Origin of the sequence: Micromonospora sp. CA-248212, from assembly GCF_050948405.1 — a bacterium.
Classification (GTDB): domain Bacteria; phylum Actinomycetota; class Actinomycetes; order Mycobacteriales; family Micromonosporaceae; genus Micromonospora.
On record NZ_CP192023.1, the window covers coordinates 4,381,047 to 4,402,101 of the forward strand.

Annotated in this window: 17 protein-coding genes; 4 read left to right on the plus strand and 13 right to left on the minus strand. The window is 70.2% G+C overall.

Annotation, left to right across the window (positions count from 1 at the left end; translation table 11 throughout):
• The first annotated feature begins 20 nt into the window (after window positions 1–20).
• Both ACQP03_RS20765 and ACQP03_RS20770 read left to right on the plus strand, forming a co-directional pair.
• The gene (locus ACQP03_RS20765; RefSeq protein ID WP_357169045.1) at window positions 21–1,313 is read left to right on the plus strand and encodes an MFS transporter; all 1,293 of its coding nucleotides are present in this window, start codon (window positions 21–23) and stop codon (window positions 1,311–1,313) included.
• 83 nt (window positions 1,314–1,396) lie between these two features.
• Window positions 1,397–3,010, plus strand: a complete 1,614-nt coding sequence (locus ACQP03_RS20770; RefSeq protein WP_357392598.1) for an FAD-dependent oxidoreductase — start codon at window positions 1,397–1,399, stop codon at window positions 3,008–3,010.
• Between the two features lie 74 nt (window positions 3,011–3,084).
• Here the strand turns inward: ACQP03_RS20770 and ACQP03_RS20775 are convergent, their stop codons facing one another.
• The 11 genes from ACQP03_RS20775 to ACQP03_RS20825 all read right to left on the minus strand — a co-directional run bounded on the left by ACQP03_RS20775 (window position 3,085) and on the right by ACQP03_RS20825 (window position 14,607).
• Window positions 3,085–3,777: a type 1 glutamine amidotransferase domain-containing protein gene (locus ACQP03_RS20775; protein ID WP_357125173.1), complete on the minus strand. Its 693-nt coding sequence runs from the start codon at window positions 3,775–3,777 to the stop codon at window positions 3,085–3,087.
• 74 nt (window positions 3,778–3,851) lie between these two features.
• Window positions 3,852–4,286: a VOC family protein gene (locus tag ACQP03_RS20780; RefSeq protein WP_357125170.1), complete on the minus strand. Its 435-nt coding sequence runs from the start codon at window positions 4,284–4,286 to the stop codon at window positions 3,852–3,854.
• Window positions 4,287–4,402: 116 nt separating this feature from the next.
• Window positions 4,403–4,867: a hypothetical protein gene (locus tag ACQP03_RS20785; RefSeq protein WP_357125167.1), complete on the minus strand. Its 465-nt coding sequence runs from the start codon at window positions 4,865–4,867 to the stop codon at window positions 4,403–4,405.
• A gap of 138 nt (window positions 4,868–5,005) precedes the next feature.
• Complete coding sequence (locus ACQP03_RS20790) at window positions 5,006–6,523, minus strand: RICIN domain-containing protein (protein ID WP_357392599.1); 1,518 nt, start codon at window positions 6,521–6,523, stop codon at window positions 5,006–5,008.
• A 44-nt stretch (window positions 6,524–6,567) separates the two neighbouring features.
• The gene (gene iolB, locus ACQP03_RS20795; RefSeq protein WP_357125703.1) at window positions 6,568–7,392 is read right to left on the minus strand and encodes a 5-deoxy-glucuronate isomerase; all 825 of its coding nucleotides are present in this window, start codon (window positions 7,390–7,392) and stop codon (window positions 6,568–6,570) included.
• Window positions 7,393–7,437: 45 nt separating this feature from the next.
• The gene (locus tag ACQP03_RS20800) at window positions 7,438–8,622 is read right to left on the minus strand and encodes a glycoside hydrolase family 88 protein (protein ID WP_433458045.1); all 1,185 of its coding nucleotides are present in this window, start codon (window positions 8,620–8,622) and stop codon (window positions 7,438–7,440) included.
• A gap of 85 nt (window positions 8,623–8,707) precedes the next feature.
• The gene (locus tag ACQP03_RS20805; RefSeq protein WP_357169033.1) at window positions 8,708–9,385 is read right to left on the minus strand and encodes a hypothetical protein; all 678 of its coding nucleotides are present in this window, start codon (window positions 9,383–9,385) and stop codon (window positions 8,708–8,710) included.
• Between the two features lie 5 nt (window positions 9,386–9,390).
• On the minus strand, window positions 9,391–10,287 hold the full coding sequence (locus tag ACQP03_RS20810; RefSeq protein WP_357125155.1) for a carbohydrate ABC transporter permease: 897 nt from the start codon (window positions 10,285–10,287) through the stop codon (window positions 9,391–9,393).
• Window positions 10,287–11,150 carry a carbohydrate ABC transporter permease gene (locus ACQP03_RS20815; RefSeq protein ID WP_357125152.1) on the minus strand — a complete coding sequence of 288 codons (864 nt, stop codon included), beginning with the start codon at window positions 11,148–11,150 and terminating at the stop codon, window positions 10,287–10,289. Before ACQP03_RS20815 ends, ACQP03_RS20810 begins: the two co-directional genes overlap by 1 nt.
• Window positions 11,151–11,266: 116 nt before the next feature.
• Window positions 11,267–12,571, minus strand: a complete 1,305-nt coding sequence (locus ACQP03_RS20820; RefSeq protein WP_357125149.1) for an ABC transporter substrate-binding protein — start codon at window positions 12,569–12,571, stop codon at window positions 11,267–11,269.
• The gene (locus ACQP03_RS20825; protein WP_363660520.1) at window positions 12,568–14,607 is read right to left on the minus strand and encodes a DUF2264 domain-containing protein; all 2,040 of its coding nucleotides are present in this window, start codon (window positions 14,605–14,607) and stop codon (window positions 12,568–12,570) included. The genes ACQP03_RS20820 and ACQP03_RS20825 overlap by 4 nt, the downstream gene beginning before the upstream one ends.
• A gap of 457 nt (window positions 14,608–15,064) precedes the next feature.
• Here ACQP03_RS20825 and ACQP03_RS20830 point away from each other — a divergent pair, with 457 nt between their 5' ends.
• Complete coding sequence (locus tag ACQP03_RS20830; protein WP_357125143.1) at window positions 15,065–16,204, plus strand: substrate-binding domain-containing protein; 1,140 nt, start codon at window positions 15,065–15,067, stop codon at window positions 16,202–16,204.
• A 655-nt stretch (window positions 16,205–16,859) separates the two neighbouring features.
• Window positions 16,860–18,185: a ricin-type beta-trefoil lectin domain protein gene (locus ACQP03_RS20835; RefSeq protein ID WP_433458049.1), complete on the plus strand. Its 1,326-nt coding sequence runs from the start codon at window positions 16,860–16,862 to the stop codon at window positions 18,183–18,185.
• Between the two features lie 22 nt (window positions 18,186–18,207).
• On the opposite strand, the gene ACQP03_RS20840 is transcribed toward ACQP03_RS20835, so the two are convergent.
• Window positions 18,208–19,233, minus strand: a complete 1,026-nt coding sequence (locus ACQP03_RS20840; protein WP_357125136.1) for a LacI family DNA-binding transcriptional regulator — start codon at window positions 19,231–19,233, stop codon at window positions 18,208–18,210.
• 66 nt (window positions 19,234–19,299) lie between these two features.
• Window positions 19,300–21,027 carry an IlvD/Edd family dehydratase gene (locus tag ACQP03_RS20845; RefSeq protein WP_357125133.1) on the minus strand — a complete coding sequence of 576 codons (1,728 nt, stop codon included), beginning with the start codon at window positions 21,025–21,027 and terminating at the stop codon, window positions 19,300–19,302.
• Window positions 21,028–21,055 lie beyond the last annotated feature (28 nt).

The window sequence follows — 21,055 nt, forward strand, 5'->3', positions numbered from 1 at the left end:
CTGCGCGAGGACAAGGCTCCATGACCACGTCAGAGAACAGCACCCGGCTCCAGCCGGCGCATCCCGACGTCCACGGCGATCCGGACGAACCCCAGCAGAACGCTCCAGCGCAGCGGGCTACCGCCGCTCGGCCCGGTCCCCGCCCGGCACTGACCCTCCTCGCGCTGGCGCTGGGCACCTTCGCCATCGGCACCGGCGAGTTCGGCAGCAACGGGATCCTGCAACTCTTCGCCGCGGACCTGGGCGCGTCCATCCCGGTCGCGACGTACGCGATCAGCGCCTACGCCTTCGGCGTCATGATCGGCTCACCGGCGATCACGCTTCTCGCGGCGCGCGCCAACCGCCGTACCCTCCTGCTGGGTCTGATCACGTTGTTCCTGGTCGGCAACGTCCTGTCCGGCCTGGCCCCGAACATCGCGACCCTCGTCGTCTTCCGCTTCATCACGGGAAGCGTGCAGGGCGCGTTCTTCGGCGCGGGGGCGGTCGTCGCCGCGTACGTCTACGGTCCCGGCAAGGGTGGCCGGGCCTTCGCCACCGTGATGGGCGGCCTGACGGTGGCCACCATCCTCGGGTCGCCGCTCGGCACCCTCGTCGGCCAGCAGGCCGGGTGGCGGGCGACCTACTGGACCGTGGTCGGCCTGGGGCTGCTGGCCGGCGCGGCGCTCCTGGGGTGGCTGCCGCGCACCGACGACCTGCACGGCGGCGCGGTGGCGCACGAACTCGCCGCCCTCCGGCGACGCGAGGTCTGGCTCATGGTCGCGGTCGCGGCCCTCGGCATCTCCAGCATCTTCGCCGTCTACACCTTCATCGGGCCGTTCGTCACCGACGCGGCACGGGAGAGCACGTCGCTGATTCCGGTCGCCCTGGCCGTCTTCGGCCTCGGCATGGCGTTCGGGAACTACTTCGGCGGTCGCGCCGCCGACCACGACGGCAGCCGACCGCTGATCTACGGGTTCAGCTACGTCCTCGTGCTGCTCGTGGCCATCGGGCTCGCCGGCCGGGAGATTCTGATCCTCATGCCGGCGCTGTTCGGCGTCGGCGCGACCATGATGTTCGCCATTCCCGCCATCCAGGTACGGCTGACCCAGTTCGCACCCGACGCGCCGACCCTGATGGGCGCGCTCAACCTGGCCGCCCTCAACCTCGCCAACTCGCTCGGCGCGATCGGCGGCGCCGTCGCCCTCGGCGTCGGCTGGGGAACCCTCTCCACGGTGTGGGCGGGATTCGTCCTCACCAGCGCCGGCCTGGTCCTCTACCTCACCACCGTCGGTCGGCCCCGGCGAACCGTCGCGGCCGCGACGCCCCGGCCATGAATACGGCCCGAGGTGAGTGACACGACGCGGCGAACTCAGTGCCGATCCACTCCTCGTCAACACGGGGCACCTACCGTTCGACTGTGAGCATCCGAGACGCCGACGGTCCTGTCCTCGACGCGGAGCAGTTCGACCGCCTCGCCAGCTACGGCGCCGAGGAGGAGGTGCGTCAGGGCCAACATCTGTACGCCGCCGGGGACAGCACCTACGACTTCTTCCTGCTGCGTACGGCGACCGCCGAGGCGGTCCGCAACGCGACGGCGCTGGAGCCCGAACGGCTGATCTACCGGCGTGGACCGGGCGAGTTCCTCGGCGAACTGAGCCTGCTGACCGGGCAGCAGGTGTTCCTCACGGTCCGCGTCGTGACGGCCGGTACGGTTGTCCGGATCACCGCCCCCGAGCTGCGCCGAGTGCTCGCCGACCAGGTCGACATCGCCGACGTGCTGATCGAGACCTTCCGGGCCCGGCGCGAGCTCATGCGCGGCGTGGCCGGCAACGCCCTGGAGATCGTCGGTCGGCCGCACGTGGCCGAGTCGCTGGAGCTGCGGACGTACGTGAACCAGATGCTCCTCCCGCACACCTGGCTCGACGCGGCGTCGCTGCCCGGGCGGGCGCTCCTGCGGGCGGAGGACGTCGGCGCGGACGACCTTCCGGTCGCGGTCACCAGCAACCGCGTACTGCGTCGCGCCACTCCCGGCACGGTCGCCGAGGCCCTCGGTCTGACCTACGTCGCCACGGCGCGCGACCCCGACCTGGTCGTGGTCGGCGCCGGGCCGGCCGGGCTGGCCGCGGCGGTGTACGCCGCCTCCGAGGGTCTCGTCACGGTGCTGCTGGACGGCACCGGCCTGGGCGGCCAGGCGGCCAAGAGCGCGCGCATCGAGAACTACCTCGGCTTCCCCGAGGGGGTCAGCGGCGAGCAGTTGGCCCGGCTGGCGATGCTCCAGGCGCTGAAGTTCGGCGTTCAGATCTACGCGCCGTGCGCGGTGGTCGGCCTCGACGTCTCCGACCAGAGGCGTCCGGTCGTGGAATTGGCGGACGGCACCCGGATCGGGACGTCCGCGGTCATCGCGGCCACCGGAGCGCGGTACCGACGCCTCGACATCGAGCGGTGGGCGGAGTTCGAGCAGAGCGGCTGCGTCCGGTACGCGGCTACCGAACTGGACGTGCGTGGGTACGAGTCCCAGCCGGTCGCCGTGCTGGGCGGCGCCAATTCGGCCGGGCAGGCCGCGCTCTCCCTGGCCGCGCGCGGCTGCTCCGTACACCTGGTGGTGCGCGCGGCCGACCTCGGAGCCAAGATGTCGGCGTACCTGACCGACCGGATCCGGGCCGATCCCAGGATCACCGTCCACACCGGCAGCACCCTGCGGGAGCTGCACGGAGAGGACACCCTGACGGCGATCGTCGTGGCGAAGGAGGGTGATCCCACGCGGTTGGACTGTCGAGGGCTGTTCTGCTTCATCGGCGCCGAACCGGAGTCCGGATGGATGACGGGCATCGCGACGGACGACAGCGGTTTCGTGCTGACCGACAGCCGACTGCCTCCCGGCACGCACGACGCGCCGCTGCCGTTCCAGACCAGCTCCGCGCGCGTCTTCGCGGTGGGCGACATCCGCTCCGGCTCCACCAAGCGGGTGGCGACCGCCGTCGGGGAGGGGGCCGGTGCGGTCTCCGCGGTGCACACCGTGCGGTCCCGCTGACTTCGCCGGCGGCGTTGCCACCCGACGACGCCGTCCGGCGGGCGGTGGCACCCGCCGGACGGAGGTCACGGCTGCTACCCGTCGCTACGGCCCACCAGGGACATCAACTGATCCGCCGCCGGCCCTGAGGACGCCGGGTTCTGGCCCGTGACGAGCAACCCGTCGCTCACCACGTACGGCTCGAAGTTGCCCGCCCCGGAGAAGTCGGCGCCCTTCGCGACCAGCTCGTCCTCGACGAGGAAGGGCACGACCTTCGTCAGGCCCATGTACTCCTCCTCGCTGTCGGTGAAGCCGGTGACCCGCCGGCCGGCCACCAGAGGCTCGCCGTCGGGCGTCACGCAGTGCCGCAACACCCCCGGGGCGTGGCACACCAGCGCGATCGGCTTGCCCGCCGCGACGACCTGCTCGATCAGCCTGATCGACGTGTCGTCCTCGGCGAGGTCCCACAGGGGTCCGTGGCCGCCCGGGTAGAAGACGGTGTCGTAGTCCGCGACGGCGACCGAGTCGAGCCGTACCGTCGCCCCCAGCTGGCGTTCCGCCTCGGCGTCCGCGGTGAACCGGCGGGTCTGGTCGGTCTGGAAGTCCGGCTCGTCGCTCTTCGGGTCCAGCGGCGCCCGTCCGCCCTGCGGCGAGGCGAGCGTCACCTCCCAGCCGGCGTCCCGGAAGCGGTAGTAGGGCGTGGCCAGCTCCTCCAGCCAGAACCCGGTCTTGCGGCCGGTGTCACCGAGCTGGTCGTGCGAGGTCAACACCATCAGAACCTTGGTCATGTTCCACTCCTTGAATCATCGGGCCGGCACCGCCCCGTCCGTCGCGTCGGCGGTCATACCCACGGTCCGGCGGCTCAGACGCCGAAGGCGACAACTTCGAGCTGGATGTTGTCGATGTCCCGGAAGACGACGGTCGAGTAGCGGAACGGCTCCCTCGCGGTCTGGATGCCGGAGTGCGCGACGCCCAGGCTGTCGAGCCAGGCGGACCAGGCCTCAAGCCCCTCGCGCGTCTCGACGTTGAGGGAGAAATGGTCGAGGCCGGTACGGACCTCGTTGAACTCCTCGCCCCGGTTGCCCTCGTTGTGGTGCAGACCGATGGAGAAGCCGGTACGCGGATCGATGACCAGCTCGGCGTACCCGGTCCACTCCCGCCCGTAGTGCGGGAGCTTGCCGTCCGCGGGCGTGGCCTGGAAGACCTTCTGGTACCAGGCCACGCTGGCCTCGAGGTTTCGGACGGTGAAAGCGACGTGGTGCACGCCGCTGAACGACGGTGGGGTGACGTCGGCCATGAGGGCTCCTTTGTGCGGTGCGAAAAACGCTGCACCTGGAGTTGTAGGCAACGCCAGTTGAGGAGCACTTGACAGGAGCTGGACAACCGCCGGGCGAACCGCCGACCCGCACCGGCTCAGACGTCGGCCTGCGCGTCGCAGAGCACGTCGATGTGCACGATCCTGGACGTGCCGTCGCGCACCGCCTGCTGTTGGCTGCTGTTCAGGTCGTCATCGAGGTAGGCCACCGCCTTGGTCCGGTCCCGGATCTCGTACACCGTCACCCGACAGGCACCGGTGTCCGCGTCGCTGCCCTCGCCGGTGGCCAGGTAGTCGTAGAACAGGTACGACAGGTCCGTACCACCCGGGCTCAGGGTGAGGCCGGGCGCGGTGACCACCGGAACCTCGTCGCCGGCCGGCCCGAGATAGGACTGACCCTCGCCGTTCGAGTACGTGGTCTTGACCAGCGTGAATCCCTCGACCCGTATGTGGTCGGCGTATCGCTGCGTCTCATTGCCGTCGCCACAACCGGCAGCCGTGACGGCCACCAACGCGGCCGTCAGCGCGTACCGGGCCCGGCGGGACACCGACGTCAGGAACACGTGCACACTCCCGGGTGAGGACCGGCCGATCGGCCGTCCGATGATAGCGCCCGACGACCGTGGCGCAGGTCGTCGCGACGGCACGCACCCCCGGCTCCGGTCGACAGCTCGGAGCCGGGGGTGCTGCCGGGTGGGTTGTCAGACGGTCGTCCGCGTCCACTGTTGGTTGGTGCCGTTGTTGCAGGTGTATTGCTTGATGATGGTGCCGTCGGTGGTCGAGGCGGCGGGGACGTCGAGGCATTTGCCGCTGTGGCGGGCGCGGAGTTGGAAGTAGCTGCCGTTGGTGATCATCTGGAATTGTTGGTTGGTGCCGGTGCCGCAGGTGTACTGGATCAGGTCGGCGTTGTCGGCGGTGGAGGCGCCGACGATGTCGAGGCATTTACCGCTGTTTTTGCTGACGATGCGCCAGTAGCCGCTGCCGGCGTCCTGGAACTGCCACTGTTGCGCGGGGCTGCCCGTGTAGGGGTATTGGGCGATGCGGGTGCCGTTGTCGGCGGCCGGCGCTTGGACGGTCATCGTCTTGCCGCTGTGTCGGGCGTCGAGGCGGTAGGTGGTGCCGGTGCTCGGTGGTGGCGTGGTGGGATCGCCACCGACGGTGTCGCCCCAGGCGTAGCGCAGCCGGTCGGCGCCGGAGGTGTTGCGAACGGTGAGGTTGAGGTCGGTGCCGCCGCCGCTGAGCGCGTACATCGAGTACCAGTCGTAGCCGATGCTGCCGGGTTTGCCGCCCAGGGCGGGCCAGTAGGTGCCGCCCATCTGGTTGTCCCGCATGACCTGGGCCATGGCCCGGATGTACCGCACGAAGTTGTCGGTGCTGTTCGGGTCGGCGTAGTTACGGCCGTCGTTCATGGGCGCGCCGAACTCGGTCGCGACCGCCCGGGAGGCGCAGGAGCCCAGGCGGGTCTGGATGTGGCTGCGGAACGCGTCGTACGTCATCGCGCCGTAGAAGAACGCGTAGTAGTGGAACGACAGCAGCGTGCCGCTGAACCGACTGTCGGTACACAGATCCCGCAGATCCTGACTGAACCCGGTACCCCCGATCAGCACCCGCCCGGGCGGGGCCGCCGAGTGCGCGGTGAGCCAGTTCGCCGCCACGGTCCGCCACTCGGCCGAGGAGTAGCCGTGCGGCTCGTTCATCGGCTCGAAGTACACGTTCGGATTCGATGCGTACGCCGTGATCACCGTGGACCACATCGCGTTCCACGCCCCCAGGTTCGTGATCCGCCCGCCCGAGGCCGCCCCGTCCTCCCAATACGCCAGGATCACCTTGAACCCCCGAGCGGTCGCCGCGTCGATCGCCCCCCGGTACGCCTCCCACCACGCGGTGCCGACGGTGTGCGTGTTGACCGGCAACCGAACGGTGTTCACCCCCAACGTGGCGGCCATGTCGTCATACAACGAGGTGGCCTTGGCCCGCACCGTCGCGTTGCTGTCCGACATACTCAGACCCTGCACCACCAACGGACCGGTGCTGAAGTTGTCCCCCAACACCGCCCAGTTCATCCCCCGAAACTGACTCGTCGCGGCGGCGGCCGGCGCGGACACCACCACCACCCCACCCACCAGCGCCGTCAACGCGGCCACCAGCGCGACCAGGAGTCGGCGCGGCGACCGGGTGCTCCGCGATACGTGGCCGTGGAACAGTCTGCTCCGCTTCATGACGTGTCCAATCAACGTGGGAAGAGAATCGGCGTTTTCCATCGCTACAGGCCCAAGCTGCGCAGGGTCGGTACGGTCTGGCCCACCCAGGCGAGCGCGGCGTCTTCGCGGGCGCCCTGGGTGCGCTGGGTGCCGGCCAGGAACCACAGGAAATAGGTGGTGTAGCCGGGCGCGCTGACCACGGTGTGGTACCCCTCGGGCATCATCTGCATCACGTGCTCGCGGATGGTGACGTTCTCCTCGTACCCGTCGTCGGTATAGACCCGGCTGATACCGAACCCGTCCGCCGGGTTGACGCGGTAGTAGTACATCTCCTCGTGCGCGGCCTCGGCGGGCAGGTCGTCGATTCTGTGCCGGTGAGGCGGGTAGGTGCTCCAGTTGCCCGAGGGCGTGTAGGTTTCGCCGACGATGAGCCGGCGGGCGGGCAGGTCCGGCTGCGAGATCTCGGTGAGGATCTGGTGGTAGGTACGGCCGAAGTTGGCCGCTCCCCAGCGTCCGCTGACGACCTGTTCCGGCGCGATGACATAGGGGTCGGTGCTCAGCTCGCTGGGGGCGCTGGGGAGGGCGATCTCCACGTCGGTGACCGCCTCGACTGTCACCGAGGAGCCGGCCGGGAGGTAGACCGAGTGCGGCTTGCCGGAGAAGACGTCCGGACGCCCACCGACCTGTGGGAAGTGGCGGCCGGCGACGGTGAAGCTGGCCGTGCCACCGAGGATGACGGCCAGGATCTCCCGGTCACCGGACTCGCCGGTCCAGGACTCGCCGGCCGACAGCCGCAGCAGGGTGAAGTCCAGCAGCCGGCAGGGATTGAAGGGCAGCGTGTTCCGGCCGTCGACGGCGGGGATGGCGCAGTGGTAGCGGTAGTCCATGGTCACCTTTCGAAGGATGCGGACGGTGCGGGTCGATCGCGGTGGTCACCAGGGGCTGGTCCAGCCAGGGATCGTGGCGCGGGTGAGGGCTTCCAGGTAGAAGTAGTCGCCCCACAGGGTTCCCTCGTCGACGCCGATGCCCTTGGGTTTGTCGTACACGCCGTGCAGGATCAGCGCGTTCGAGACCGGGTGGCCGCCGGTGGAGTAGCGGGCGATGAGCGAGCGCAGGATCTCCGCGGCGGCGGTCCGGTACCGGTCGGCGCTGGCCGTGTCGGTGACGCCGTCGGCGAGTTCGACCAGGCCGCAGGCGGCGATGGCCGCGGCCGAGCTGTCCCGCTCCTGGCCGCTGCCGTCGCCGAACTCCAGATCCCAGTACGCGACGTGGTCGTCGGGCAGGTGGACGAGGAAGCGGTCGGCGCAGGTCCTCGCGGCGGCAAGCAGCGCCGGGTCGCCGATGTGCCGGTGGTTGAGGCTGAACCCGTAGATGCCCCATGCCTGCCCACGCGCCCAGCAGGAGTGGTCGGAGTGGCCCTGTTCGGTTTCCCCGCGGAGCGGCACACCGCTGTCCGGGTCCCAGTAGAAGGTGTGGAAGGTGGTGCCGTCCGGACGCAGGATGTGCTGGCGCAGCTGGGCGGTGTGCCGGCGGGCCGCTGCGGCGTAGCGGTCGTCGCCGGTGGTCTGGCTGGCCCAGAAGAGCAGCGGCGTGTTCATGAGGCTGTCGATGATCGTGCGGCCACGTTGGCGGGGGTCGTTCAGGTCGCCCCAGGCCTGGATGATTCCGGCGGGTTCGAGGACGCGCGTCATCAGGTGGTCGGCGGCGGCGAGGGCCGCGCCTCGGGCCCGCGGGTCACCGGTACGGCGGGCCGGGGTGACGCAGGCGAGGGTGTAGAGGAACCCGAGGTCGTGGGTGTCCAGGTCGATGCCGCGGGTGATCCGGGCCGCGAAACTGTCCACGTGGGAGAGCGCGGCCCGCTGGTGGCGCTCCGCTCCGGTCAGGTCATGTGCCAGCCAGAGCATCCCGGGCCAGAAGCTGGTGGTCCAGCCGACGTTGGCGCCCTCGGGCTGGCCTCCGCTCGCTGGCCGCAGCGGGTAGCGGTTGGCGGCGGTGGTGTCGGCGGGGTACCGGTCGCCGAAGGCGGCGATGTTCGCGTCGACCGTGCGGATCGCGGCGGCCACCGCGGCCGCCGTGGCTTCTGCGTCGGAGTTGGGACGGACGTCGGTCGCCGTCATGGATGCTGTTCTCCCTCGTGGGTACGGTCCGGTGCCGGGCAGGTGCGGTTGTCGGCGTCCCGGCGCGGTGGCCGGAACGCGGTGCTCAGGTGCTCTGCGGTGCGGTCGCCGGCGGGTCGAGGGCGGCGCGCAGGGTGAAGCGGCTGTTGGCCCACACGACGTAGAGCAGTGGCGCGGCGGCGAGGCCGAGCGCGATCGCGGGGCGGGCGGCCAGGATCCGTGCGAGCAGCACGAGGACGAGCAGAGACACGGCGGTGAGGTACCACCGGCGCACCGCCAGATACCCGCAGGCGCGGGCCACCTCACGCAACCGCGCGGTGGGTCGCTCGGCGACGGTCACCAACCCCAGCAGCGTGGTGGCGACGGTGAGGACGATCAGGGTCGCCAGCACCGGCAGGGCGAGTGCCCCGACCCGGTGGCCCCAGGCGGCGCGGGCGTCGACGACGAGCACGACCAGGGCCGCCATGGCTGCCGCCGTCCAGAGCATCGCCGGCCGGGCGGTGGCCCGCCAGGCGCGGCCGTAGGTGCGCAGCACGCCGCCGGTGTCGCCAGCCGAATAGGCGGACATGACCGCGAAGACCGCACAAAGCCCGGGCGCGCAGAGCGGGGCGGTCAGCGCGTACAGCGGCCAGGAGCGCGCCGCCTCGGTGGTGAACGCGAGCGTCACCAGGGGCAGGCAACCGAGCACCAGCAGCAGGTTGCTGACGAGCGCGACGTAGACCCCGTCGAAGACGGCGGTGAGGGTGTGGTGGCGCGAACGCATGGGCCTCAACCCTTCAGTCCGGTCGTGGCGATGCCCTCGATGAAGTAGCGCTGGCCGAGCAGGAAGATGACCGCGACGGGCAACACGGACAGCACCGAGCCCGTCATGATCAGCGCGTACTCGGCGTTGTACTGGGAGATGAAGGTGTTCAGACCCAACTGGATGGTGCGCAGCTCCGGACTGCGCAGGTAGATCAGCGGGCCGAGGTAGTCGTTCCAGGTGGTCACGAACGTCAGCAGGGCCAGGCTGGCCAGCGCCGGTCGGGACAGCGGCAGCATGATCCGTCGGTAGATGCCGAACTCGCCGAGCCCGTCCACCCGCGCCGACTCGCTCAGCTCCTCGGGGATCGTCTCGTAGAACTGCTTCATCAGGAACACGCCGAACGCGCCGAACGCCTGTAACGCGACGATCGACCACAGCGTGTTCGACAACTGCAACTTCGACATGAGGATGAACTGCGGAATCATGTACGACTGCCAGGGCACCGCGATCGTCCCGACGTACGCCAGAAAGAGCGCATTGCGGCCGGGAAAGCGGACCCGGGCGAAGCCGTAGGCGGCGAAGCTGCCGGTCACCACCTGCAGGAGGCTGACGACCACCGACAGCAGCAGCGTGTTTCCCAACCAGGTCGTCATGTCCGAGCGCTGCCAGATGTCCAGGTAGTTTCGCCACACCACGGGATCGGGGAGCCAGGTGATCGGGATGGTGAAGACGTCGCTGTTGGTCTTCAACGACGCCACCACCATCCAGTAGAACGGAAGCAGCAGCGCGGCCGCCGCGAGCACAAGGGCGGCGTACCCGACGAGCCGCCAGCCCCGGGACCGGACCGGCCGGCCGGGCGCGCTGCGGTTGCCGGGCGCGGCGACGGCCGGGGTGGGCAGGGAGAGGTCGGTCGCGGTCATCAGCTGTTCCTCCGCTTGTTGACCATGAACTGGATGACCGTGATGCCGAAGCAGATGGCGAACAGGACGATGGAGACCGCCGAGGCGTAGCCGAACTGGTTCTCCTCGAAGCCCTTCTGGTAGATGTACTGCGAGAGCACCAGTGTCGACTGGCCCGGTCCGCCGCCGGTCATCACGAGGATGAGGTCGAAGACCTTGAAACTTTCGATGGTGAGCAGCACGGTGACGAAGAAGGTGGTGTGTCGTAACCCGGGGAGGGTCACGTGCACGAACCGCTGCCACGGTGTGGCGCCGTCGGTCTCGGCCGCCTCGTAGAGCTGGGCCGGGATGGTCTGCAGGCCGGCCAGGAACAGCAGCATGTAGTAACCCATGTACCGCCAGGTGCCGACGATGATGACCGCCGGCATCGACCAGGTCGACGACGTGGTCCAGCCCGGCGCACTGTCCACCCCGAGGGCGCCGAGCAGCGCGTTGATCGGGCCGTACTCCGGGCTGAACAGCTGGTTCCAGACGATCGCGATCGCCACGATCGAGGTGATGTAGGGGAAGAAGGCGACGGTGCGGAAGAACCGTACGCCGCGCAGTTTGCGGTTGAGCAGCAGCGCCAGCCCGAGTGCCGCCGCGAGGGTCAGCGGGATGTGGAAGACGGTGTAGTAGACGGTGTTGCGCAGCGCGGTCCAGAAGCTCGCGTCGCCCCACATTCGCCGGAAGTTGGCGGTGCCGGTCCACTCGGCCGCCCCGAAGACGTTCCAGCTGGTGAAGGCCACGTAGAACAGCACGACGACGGGTAGCAGGGTGAGCACGGCGAAGCCGACGAAGTTGGGCAGGATGAACGACCAGCCGGCGACCGTGTTGCGCGACACCAGCCGCCGGTTCCTGGGTCTCGTGCGCGGCAATGTTGCCATAGGGAGTCTCCGGAAGCGTTCGGCATGGTGGCGGGACCGGCGTACGACGCAGGCGCGCCGGGCCCGCCATCAGCTCACTGGTTGAGGACCTCGTTCTTGGCACGGGTCTGCGCCTTGCTCAGCTCCGCGTCGACGCCCTTGCCGTCGGAGAGGATCGCCGAGTGCGTCTCGTTGAGGAGGTTCTGCAGGCCGGCGGTGTGCTTCGACACCGGGTTCTCCGGCTTGACCGTGTGCTTCGCGTAGGCGAACTTCGACAGGTCGTCCTGCGGTACACCGTCCAGCCCGAACAGCGTCGCGGTGACCGCGTCGGTGACCTGGGCCGGGGTGATGCCGATCCCGGCCAGCGCCTTGGCGGCATCCGGACCGGCCGCGTACTGGAGGAAGGCCTTGGCCGCGGCGGTCTTGGACTTGCTGATCTTCGGGTTGATCCCCAGGCCGGTCGGGTCACCGAAGGTGACCGGCGTGGCGGAGGTGCCGGTGGTGGACTTGTCGAACTGCGGCGCCGGGGCGATCCCCCACTGGAACGTGTCGGCGTCACCGCTCTTGCGCTGGTTGAGCAGCGTGGCCACGTACCAGGTGCCCATCAGCAGCATCGCCGACTGCTGCTTGCCGAACTGCGCCTGGTAGGTGAGCTTGTTGGTCTTCGCGGTGCCGAAGGTCGGCTGCGCGCCGGCCGCCTGCAGGTCCAGTGACCGCTCGTAGTACGGCTTCAGGTAGCCGAAGTTCCCGGAGAGCAGGTCCGCGTTGGGGGTCTGGGCGAGCGCGAATCCCTGCACCGTCGACTGGAAGGTGTGCTGGTACGCGCCGGTCGCGTTCGAGCCGGCCCCCTTCAGCCCGGTGTGCAGCCGCTTCGCCGCGTCGGTGTAGTCGTCCCAGGTCCAACTGCCGTCCGGCGGCGCCACCTTCGCCTTCGCGAACAGGTCCTTGTTGTAGAACAGCACCCACGCGTCCTGCCGGTACGGCATCGCGTACGCCTTGCCGTCCACCTGGTACGACGCGAGCGCCGGGCTCGAGCCGAGACCGGAGGTGGCGTCGGAGACGTCGAGCAGCTGACCACCGCTCTGGTATGTGTAGAAGTTCTTGAGGCTCTTCATGACGTAGACGTCCGGGGCGGTGCCGGCGGCCAGATCCGTGATCATCTGGGTGTCGTAGTCGTTGCCCGGGGCGTACTCCTTGAGCTCCACCGTCACGTTCGGGTGGGTCGCCTTGAAGCCGTCGGCGAGCGTCTTGAACTCGGGCGTGGACGACAGGGTCCAGCCGGCCAGGGTGATCGTCACCGGGGCGTTGGGGTCGACTGGCTCGTCTCCGCCGCCGCAACCGGCGAGAACAAGCGTCAGGGCCGCCGCGGCGCTGATGACGGCCGGTATCGCACGCTTCATCCCTTTCTCCTTAGGTTAAGGGGCCCGGACGGGCCCGCACTGCTACCAGGCACCCGGGCGGGCCCGGCATGCTCCGTGTCCAGACGGGTCGACGTGCTGATCCCGTCGGGCCAGTCGACCGCCAGGTGGAGGCCGTCGGCGTTCTCGTCGGCCACGACCCGGCCCGCCTGCCCGACAGTGGCTGCCGACACCCCGGACAGCTCGATGAAGGCGGCGACCCAGCAGCCGGGCCGGACGGGGTGGTCCAGCCAGGGCACCACCAGCCCGCCGGCCAGCGGTCCGCCGTGCGGAACGGCGCTGGCGCCGGCCGTTCCGTCCCCGCGAACGCTGTCGAGCCGGCTGGTCAGGCCGGCCCCGGTCACGGTCACCGCCCGCTCGCCGACGGTCGCCGTCGCGTCCCCGGCAATGGCCCAGCCGCCGATCCGCAGCCGCAGCGCGGCCGCCTCGACACCGTCGGCGAGGTCGTCGACGCGGGTCAGACGTAGCTCCCAGGGGCCACGGACCAGGGAGTACACCGTGAGGTGCCCGGCCGGTCGGGACGAGCCGAGATGGCCGCCGCCGTGATCGCGCTGACCTGGATCCGGGTCGACCCAGTGGGCGAGGGCACGTGATCCGGCCACCCCCACGCCGTCGCTGTCGACGTGCACGGTCAGCTGACGCATGCCGGCGCGGTGGGTGACCCGGCCGGCGTCGTCGACGAGAGTGACCGACTGGTCGAGCGGACTGGCCCAGCCGCTGTCGTCGAGGACGGGGCTGGTGGCGGTGGAGTAGCCCAGTCGCGCGTAGAGCGGGGAATCTCCGACGGTGGCGCCCTCGACGGCGTGGTCGGTGCCGTGGTTGACGACGCGGACGATGCCGTCGGCGCGGGTGCCGGAGACGAGCCAGCCCGGCGCGTGTATCGCCCGCACCGTATTCCGCTCCTCGACCGGCAGCGGCTCCTCAGAAGCGGTCCACACCGGATGGTCGGTGGGTAGCGCGATGCCGAGCAGGCCCTTGCTGGCCCAGTACGGCGAGCCCGGCCCGGAGTACGACTGGGCCAGTCGCGGCCACGGCCGGTGCCAGCCGAGGGTGAGCAGACCTCGTTCGTCCAGAGCCCCGTTAGCGACGAAGTGGCGCACGATGCGGGTGGCCGCGCCGCGCAGCTGGCCGAGGCCGACCGAGGGCACGCCGGCGATCGCGCCGACCCAGAACGGCGCCGCCGCGGCGAAGCGGTAGATCAGGCTTCGTCCCTGGATCAGCGGTGACCCGTCGGTGCCCACGAGCGCCACCGCGTCGCTCAGGAAGCGGTCGAGGCTGGCCAGGTCCCGATCGCGGCGCTGCTCGGCCAGGTCCGCGGCGCCGGCCATTCGGGCCCACAGCGTCGGATACAGGTGCAGGGCCCAGCCCACGTAGTGGTCGTACGCCCGGTGCGGCCCGTCGGACATCCAGCCGTCCGCGCGGGCGAAGCTGTCGTGCGTGCGCAGGTCCGCGGCCATCTCGTCGAGCGAGTGCGGCCCACCCACCGAACGCAGGAACGTCTGTACGACCAGCCGGAACCAGACCCAGTTGATCTGTGGATACGTGTCGTCGCCGACCGCCGGGCGCAGGTAGTCGACTACCCGCTCGTGCACCGCGGACGGCATCCGGTCCCAGATCCACGGGCGGGTCATGTCCAGGACCAGCGCGATGGAAGCGGCTTCCACCTTCGCCTGGGGGTGCTCGTCCAAGCGCACCCAGCGGTCCGGGGAGGTCGGGTCGGTGCCGGCGGCGATACCGGCCGCGTACCGGTCGGCCAGCTCGTCCAGGCCCACTCCCCTGGCCCCCGCGAGGCGGAAGCCGGCCAGCAGGAAGGTGCGGGCGAAACCCTCAAGGCCGTCGACGGCCCGCCCGTAACCGCCCTCGGCACCGGGAAGGTTGACGAGAGCGTGGCCGGGCGACGCGAACGGCCGGACCGCGGCGAGCATCCGGTCGGCGAGGGCCAGCCAGTCGTCCCGGCTCCAGGTCGCGGCATCCGAGGCCGTCCCCGGCGTTGACCGGCCGGCCGTCCCGGACGTCATCGCAGATCCTGTCGCATCGGTCCGTCTCCATGGAGGGTGGCGAGCGGGGCGTTGCCGGGAATGTGACGCTCCGGCTTCCGCAGGGTTTCCGAAGTAAAACGCTCACATCAGATCAAGTCAATGCTGTTCTCAAACCAGACGAACACATACGATCAAAAGGACACACGCTGTCACCCGGATCGACTGCGGCCGGAGCTGTCGATGCCCTGCCCCCAGCGCGCACATATGCCTCAATCCTGCAGTCTTCGATCGTTCCGCCGGCTTGCGGTCGCCGCCGTACAGCGACTCAACGGCGTCTTCAACGCCATAACTGATCTGATACGATCAGAACCGCTCACAGCCGCTCGGGCAGCCGAGGGCCATGGCCGTCGCGCGCCGCCGCGTTCAGCCCGGTTGGCAAGCTCGTCGTCACGGCGCGATACCTTTCGCCGCACGAAGCGTTCCTCGGAGGTCCCCAATGACCAAGGACAGTCCTGTCGTCGCCACGGCGGAGACTTCCCGCGCGCCGCTTCAGGTCGCCCGCCGCCAGCAACTGTTGGCAGCGCTGCAGCGCGACGGCTCGATGCGCATCTCCGACCTGTCGCACGTGCTGGGCGCCGCGCCGGTCACCATCCGGCGCGACATCGCGGAGCTCGCCGCCGAAGGGTTGGTTCGCCGGGTCCACGGTGGAGTCGCCCTGATCCTGCCGGACGACGTCCCGGCAACCGAGGAGCCGCCCGACGCGGGCCTGAACCCGCTCGTCGGGCGCGCGGTCGGCATGCTCGTGCCCTCGTTGGACTACTACTGGCCGGACGTGGCGCGCGGTGTCGAGGGCGCCGCCCGCGAGCTGGACATGCGCGTGGTGCTGCGCGGCTCCTCGTACGACACCGAGGACGACCAGCCACAACTGGCCCGCCTGGTGGGGCGGATGGACGTGGACGCGCTGATCATCGCGCCGAGCATGGACGCGCCGACCGCCGAACGCACCATCGAGTGGCTCGACCAGGTCGGCGTCCCGGTCGTCCTGCTGGAACGCACCGCCACGGTGGGCAGCCATCACGCTGTCATGGAGTCGGTGGTCACCGACCACGCGCTCGGTGCGGCCATGGCCGTACGCCACCTCACCTCGCTCGGGCACCGCAAGGTCGGCCTGGTGCTCGACGCCAACAGTCCCACCAGCCAGCACGTGCGGCGTGGCTGGCTCGACGCCACGACCGAGTGCGGCCTCGATCCGAATGCGACAGTGGTGGCCGTGGCACCCGATACCCGGTCACCGGAGCGGGACACGGTCCTCGACGACGTGCTCGACCGGTGCCGGGCGACCGGAACGACGGCGCTGCTGGTGCACGCCGACGCCGAGGCGATCGCTCTGGTGCAGCACTGCGAGGAGCGGCAACTGTCCGTTCCCGGCGACCTCTCCATCGTGGCGTACGACGACGAGGTCGCCGGTCTCTTCAGCCCGCCGCTGACCGCGATCCGACCGCCGCGACGCTCGATCGGACGCGCTGCCGTGCGTCTCGTCGCCGACCGGCTCGCCGACCCCGACCGCCCCACCCACCGGGTCGTCATCAGTCCGTCGCTGCGGGTCCGGGGGTCGACCGCGCCGCCACCCGCGTAACGGGTCTTCCCGTCCCGCCCGGGGACCACGACCGACGGTCCACCTACGACCACCACGGCGACTGACCGGCGACGTGGCGCGGTGGGCGGTGGCCCCAGCACGGCGGCCACGCGCCGTTCGGGCGATCCGTAACAAGCCCGAAACTACCGGTTGAAAATGCTGGAACTTTCTGCGAGCCTGAGAGCCATCGATGGCTGTGAACGTTAACACGATCCACTCAGCTCCGGAGGCGCCGCACGCGACCGTCAGGCCTACCTGTCCGCCCGGCGGCCAGGTCCACCACCAGGAGAAACCACCGCACCGCCACCACCGGGCGGACCGACCGCGAACGTTCTCCAGTTCCGGAACTGTCGCGATAATTGTCGCCCTGGTGGTGTCGCTGCTGCCCGACCTGGCCCGGGTGGCCGAGGCGTTCGCCCAGCTTCGGCGGCGACTACGGCCTCCCGCCGTACCGGCCGGCAGGCTGACGCTGCAACGCTGACAATTCGGACACCGCCGGGGTGATCGGGGCTCCGCACGGGACTTTCCCGCCCGCCCCTCACTCCCCCACCACCAGGAGGTACCGACAGTGCGAGGATCCGCAGACCACTCCCCGCCCGCGGGGAACACCCATGCCGACCGGAGGTCGCCCGGCCTCCGGGGACGTCTGTTCACAGTGGCCGCAGCCGGGATCGCCGCCGCGGTCGGGCTGCTCACCATCACCCTGGCGACCGGGTCGGCGTCAGCGGCCGACAACCCGTACCAGCGCGGCCCGGACCCGACCCGGACCAGCGTCACCGCCGTGAACGGCCCCTTCGCCAACACGTCGGTCGCCGTCCCGACCGGGTACGGCTTCAACGGCGGCCGGATCTACTACCCGACCGACACCAGCCAGGGCACCTTCGGGGCCATCGCGATCTCACCGGGCTACACCGCGTTGTTCTCCGCCGAACTGGCCTGGATGGGACCGTGGCTGGCGTCGCACGGCTTCGTCGTGATCGGCATCGAGACCAACAGCCGCAACGACTTCGACACGGCGCGCGGCACCCAACTCCTCGCCGCGCTGGACTACCTGACGCAGCAGAGCCCGGTACGCGACCGCGTCGACCCGAACCGGTTGGCCGTCGCGGGCCACTCGATGGGCGGCGGTGGGGCGCTGAGCGCCGCCATGCGGCGGCCGTCGCTCAAGGCCGTGGTCGGCATCGCGCCGTACTCGCCGTCGTCGAACCTGGCCACCGACCGGGTACCCACCATGATCTTCGCTGGCCAGGCGGACACGGTGGTCACCCCGTCCTACGCCACCGGTCTCTACAACAGCATCCCGAGCACCACTGAGAGCGTCTACCTGGAGGTCGCCGGCGCGGACCACGGCTTCATGGTCGGACGGTCGAACCCGGTGATGGTCCGGACCATGTTGCCGTTCGTCAAGATGTTCATCGACAACGACGCCCGGTACAGCCAGTTCCTCTGCCCGCTGCTGGACAACAGCGGTGTGGTGACCTACCGCAGCACCTGTCCGCTGCTGCCGTCGACGCCGACCACCCCGACGCCGACCACCACCCCGACGAGCAGCCCGACGCCGACGCCGACCACCTCACCCACCACTGGGCCGCCGAGCTCGGCGAGCCAGATCATCGGCGCGCAGTCGGGCCGATGCGTCGACGTACCGAACGCGTCGCGCACCAACGGCACCCGGGTCACCCTCTACGACTGCAACCGACAGATCAACCAGTCCTGGACCTACACCTCGGGCAAACAACTACAGGTGTACGGCAACATGTGTCTCGACGCCGCAGGCAGCGGCAACGGCGCGGCCGTGCAGATCTACAGCTGCCACGGTCAGACCAACCAGCAGTGGAACATCAACGCCAACGGCACCATCAGCAGCGTCCAGTCCGGACGCTGCCTCGACGTCTGGAGCACCGCCAACGGCGCCCAGATCCAGCTCTACGACTGCCACGGCCAGACCAACCAGCAGTTCCGGCTCGCTGCCCTGACGTGAGCGCACCCGGGCGGGCTCGGCATCACGCCGGGCCCGCCCCGCCGTGCGGCGGCGCCGTGCTCTCACGCACCACGAGCGAGGGTACGACCAACGGCAGGGGCCGCGGCACCGTGTCGTCGATGGCCTGGGTGACCGCCGTGATGGCCCGTCGACCGACCGCGTCGAAGTCCTGCTGGATCGTGGTCAACGGCGGAATCAGGTACGCCGCCTCGGGCACGTCGTCGAACCCGATGACCGAGACATCCTGCGGCACGCGCCGACCACGCTCGTGCAGCGCGCGCAGCACGCCGAGGGCCATCTGGTCGTTGGCGGCGAAGACCGCGGTGGTGCCGCGCAGCTCGCAGATCCGCAGCCCGGCGAGGTAGCCGCTGTGGGCCATCCAGTCACCCTCGACGGGCTCGGGTGGGCGTACGCCCGCGGCCACCATCGCCGTACGCCAGCCGTCGCGGCGGGCGCGCGCCTCGGCCCAGTTGAGCGGACCGGACACGTGCACGATCTCGGTGTGTCCGAGGCCGAGCAGATGTTCGGTCGCCATCCGGGCGCCGAGCACCTGGTCGACGCCGACGGTGACGCTCGCCCTGGACAGGTCGCCCTCCACCACCACGAAGGGCACCCCGGACCGGGTCATCCGCACCACTTCGAGAGCCTCGTCGTTGCCGGCGATCATCACGACGCCCTCCACGCCGACGCGCATGAGGTGTTCGGTGGCGTCGCTGAGCGCCCGTACCGTCACCTCCGAGAGGCTGACCGAGGTGGCGAAGTAGCCGGCGGCGCGGGCGGCGTCCTCGACGCTGCGGTGGATGCTCGTCGGACCGAACAGCGTCCGGGCCGTGCCGATGATGCCGATCATTCCGGAGCGTCCCCGGACCAGCGCCCGGGCGGCGGTGTTGGGGCGATAGTCGAGTCGCCGGATCGCCTCGAGGACCCGCTCCCGCGTCTCGCGCCGGATCGCGGGCGCTCCGTTGATCACCCGGGACACCGTCTGGTGGGACACGCCCGCCAGGCGGGCGACGTCCGCCATGACCGCTGGCCGGTGGGCGGTCGTCACCGCTTCCTCCGCGTGAACTCGCACTGGCGGGCCGTCCGTTCTTCCATGAGTCGGGTTCCTCGTCCGTCAGTGTGAGTGACGGGGCACGTCACTGCCGCTGCCACCGACCAGGAAGTCGAGGTCGGCCCCACTGTCGGCCTGGAGGACGTGTTCGCTGTACAGCCGTGCCCAACCCCGCTCGGCCACCGGCGGCGGCGGCTTCCAGGCGGAGCGACGCTCGGCGAGTTCCGCCTCGTCGACCAGGAGGTCGAGGCGGCGGGTGGCGACGTCGAGCTGGACCAGGTCGCCGGTTCGCACCAGCGCGAGAGGACCGCCCACGGACGCCTCCGGCGCCACATGCAGGACGCACGTGCCGTAGCCGGTGCCGCTCATGCGCGCGTCGGAGATCCGCACCATGTCCGTGATGCCGTCGGTGAGCAGTCGGCGGGGCATGGGCACGTTGCCCACCTCCGGGAAGCCGGGGTAGCCGCGCGGACCGGCGTTGCGAACGACGATCACCGTGTCCGGTGTGACGTCCAGGTCCGGGTCGTCGGCGGCGACGACGTACTCCTCGATCCGGTCGAAGACGAGCGCCGGGCCGGTGTGCGTGAGGAGGTGGGGGGTGGCGGCGGAGACCTTCAGCACCGCTCCGGACGGCGCCAGTGACCCGCGCAGCACCACGGTGCCGGAGCCGGCGGCCTGGAACGGCTCCTTCATGGTGGCGATGACCTCGGAGTTCCAGCACTGCGCGCCGTCGACGTTCTCGGCCACGCTCCGGCCGCTGACCGTGACGTGCTCGGTGTGCAGCAGCGGCGCGAGCTCCTTCATCACCACCGGGAGGCCGCCCGCGTAGGCGAAGTCCTCCATCAGGTACGCCCCGGACGGCATGAGGTTGACCAGCAGCGGAACGTCGGCGGTGAGGGTGTCGAAGTCCTCCAGTGACAGGGGCACGCCGAGGCGTCCGGCGATGGCGAGCAGGTGCACGACGGCGTTCGTGGAGCCACCGATCGCGGCGTTGACCCGGATGGCGTTCTCGAACGCCTCGCGGGTGAGCACCGAGGACAGCCGTTGGTCCTCGCCCACCATGGCGACGATCCGCCGTCCGGCGGCCTGCGCGAGCGCGTACCGCCGGGAGTCGACGGCGGGTACGGCGGCGGCCCCCGGTAGCTGCACGCCCAGCGCCTCGGTCACGCAGGCCATGGTGGAGGCGGTCCCCATGGTCATGCAGTGGCCCCGGCTGCGGGACATGCCGACCTCCGCCTCGGCGCAGTCGGCGGCGCTCATCCGGCCGGCCCGCATCTCCTCGGTGAAACGCCAGACGACCGTGCCCGAGCCGATGTCCTGGCCCCGGAACTTGCCGTTGAGCATCGGCCCGCCGGTCAGCATCAGCGTCGGCAGGTCCACGCTCGCCGCCCCCATCAGCAGGCCCGGGGTGGTCTTGTCACAGCCGGAGAGCAGGACCACCCCGTCGAGGGGGTTGGCGCGGACCGACTCCTCCAGCTCCATCGCGAGCAGGTTGCGGTAGAGCATGGTCGTGGGACGCATGAGTGGCTCGCCCAGGCTCATGGCCGGGAACTCCAGCGGCAGGCCGCCGCTCTCCCACACGCCGCGCTTCACCGACTCGGCCAGGTCGCGCAGGTGGGCGTTGCAGGGGGTCAGCTCCGACCAGGTGGTGGCGATGCCGATCACCGGGCGACCGTCGAAGACGTCGTCCGCGAATCCCTGGTTGCGCATCCAGGACCGGTGGATGAACCCGTTGCGGCCCTCGGCGCCGAACCACTGCGCGCTGCGCAGCGGTCGATCTGTCGTCGACATCAGCACACCTCTCTGTCATGCCTCAAGG

Excerpts from the sequence above, each read along its gene's own strand:
- ACQP03_RS20765 (WP_357169045.1), top strand. The coding sequence starts at position 21 with ATGACCACGTCAGAGAACAGCACCCGGCTCCAGCCGGCGCATCCCGAC.
- ACQP03_RS20790 (WP_357392599.1), bottom strand. The coding sequence starts at position 6,523 with ATGAAGCGGAGCAGACTGTTCCACGGCCACGTATCGCGGAGCACCCGG.
- iolB (WP_357125703.1), bottom strand. The coding sequence starts at position 7,392 with ATGGACTACCGCTACCACTGCGCCATCCCCGCCGTCGACGGCCGGAAC.
- ACQP03_RS20800 (WP_433458045.1), bottom strand. The coding sequence starts at position 8,622 with ATGACGGCGACCGACGTCCGTCCCAACTCCGACGCAGAAGCCACGGCG.
- ACQP03_RS20830 (WP_357125143.1), top strand. The coding sequence starts at position 15,065 with ATGACCAAGGACAGTCCTGTCGTCGCCACGGCGGAGACTTCCCGCGCG.
- ACQP03_RS20825 (WP_363660520.1), bottom strand. The coding sequence starts at position 14,607 with ATGACGTCCGGGACGGCCGGCCGGTCAACGCCGGGGACGGCCTCGGAT.
- ACQP03_RS20775 (WP_357125173.1), bottom strand. The coding sequence starts at position 3,777 with ATGACCAAGGTTCTGATGGTGTTGACCTCGCACGACCAGCTCGGTGAC.
- ACQP03_RS20845 (WP_357125133.1), bottom strand. The coding sequence starts at position 21,027 with ATGTCGACGACAGATCGACCGCTGCGCAGCGCGCAGTGGTTCGGCGCC.
- ACQP03_RS20820 (WP_357125149.1), bottom strand. The coding sequence starts at position 12,571 with ATGAAGCGTGCGATACCGGCCGTCATCAGCGCCGCGGCGGCCCTGACG.
- ACQP03_RS20780 (WP_357125170.1), bottom strand. The coding sequence starts at position 4,286 with ATGGCCGACGTCACCCCACCGTCGTTCAGCGGCGTGCACCACGTCGCT.
- ACQP03_RS20810 (WP_357125155.1), bottom strand. The coding sequence starts at position 10,287 with ATGACCGCGACCGACCTCTCCCTGCCCACCCCGGCCGTCGCCGCGCCC.
- ACQP03_RS20805 (WP_357169033.1), bottom strand. The coding sequence starts at position 9,385 with ATGCGTTCGCGCCACCACACCCTCACCGCCGTCTTCGACGGGGTCTAC.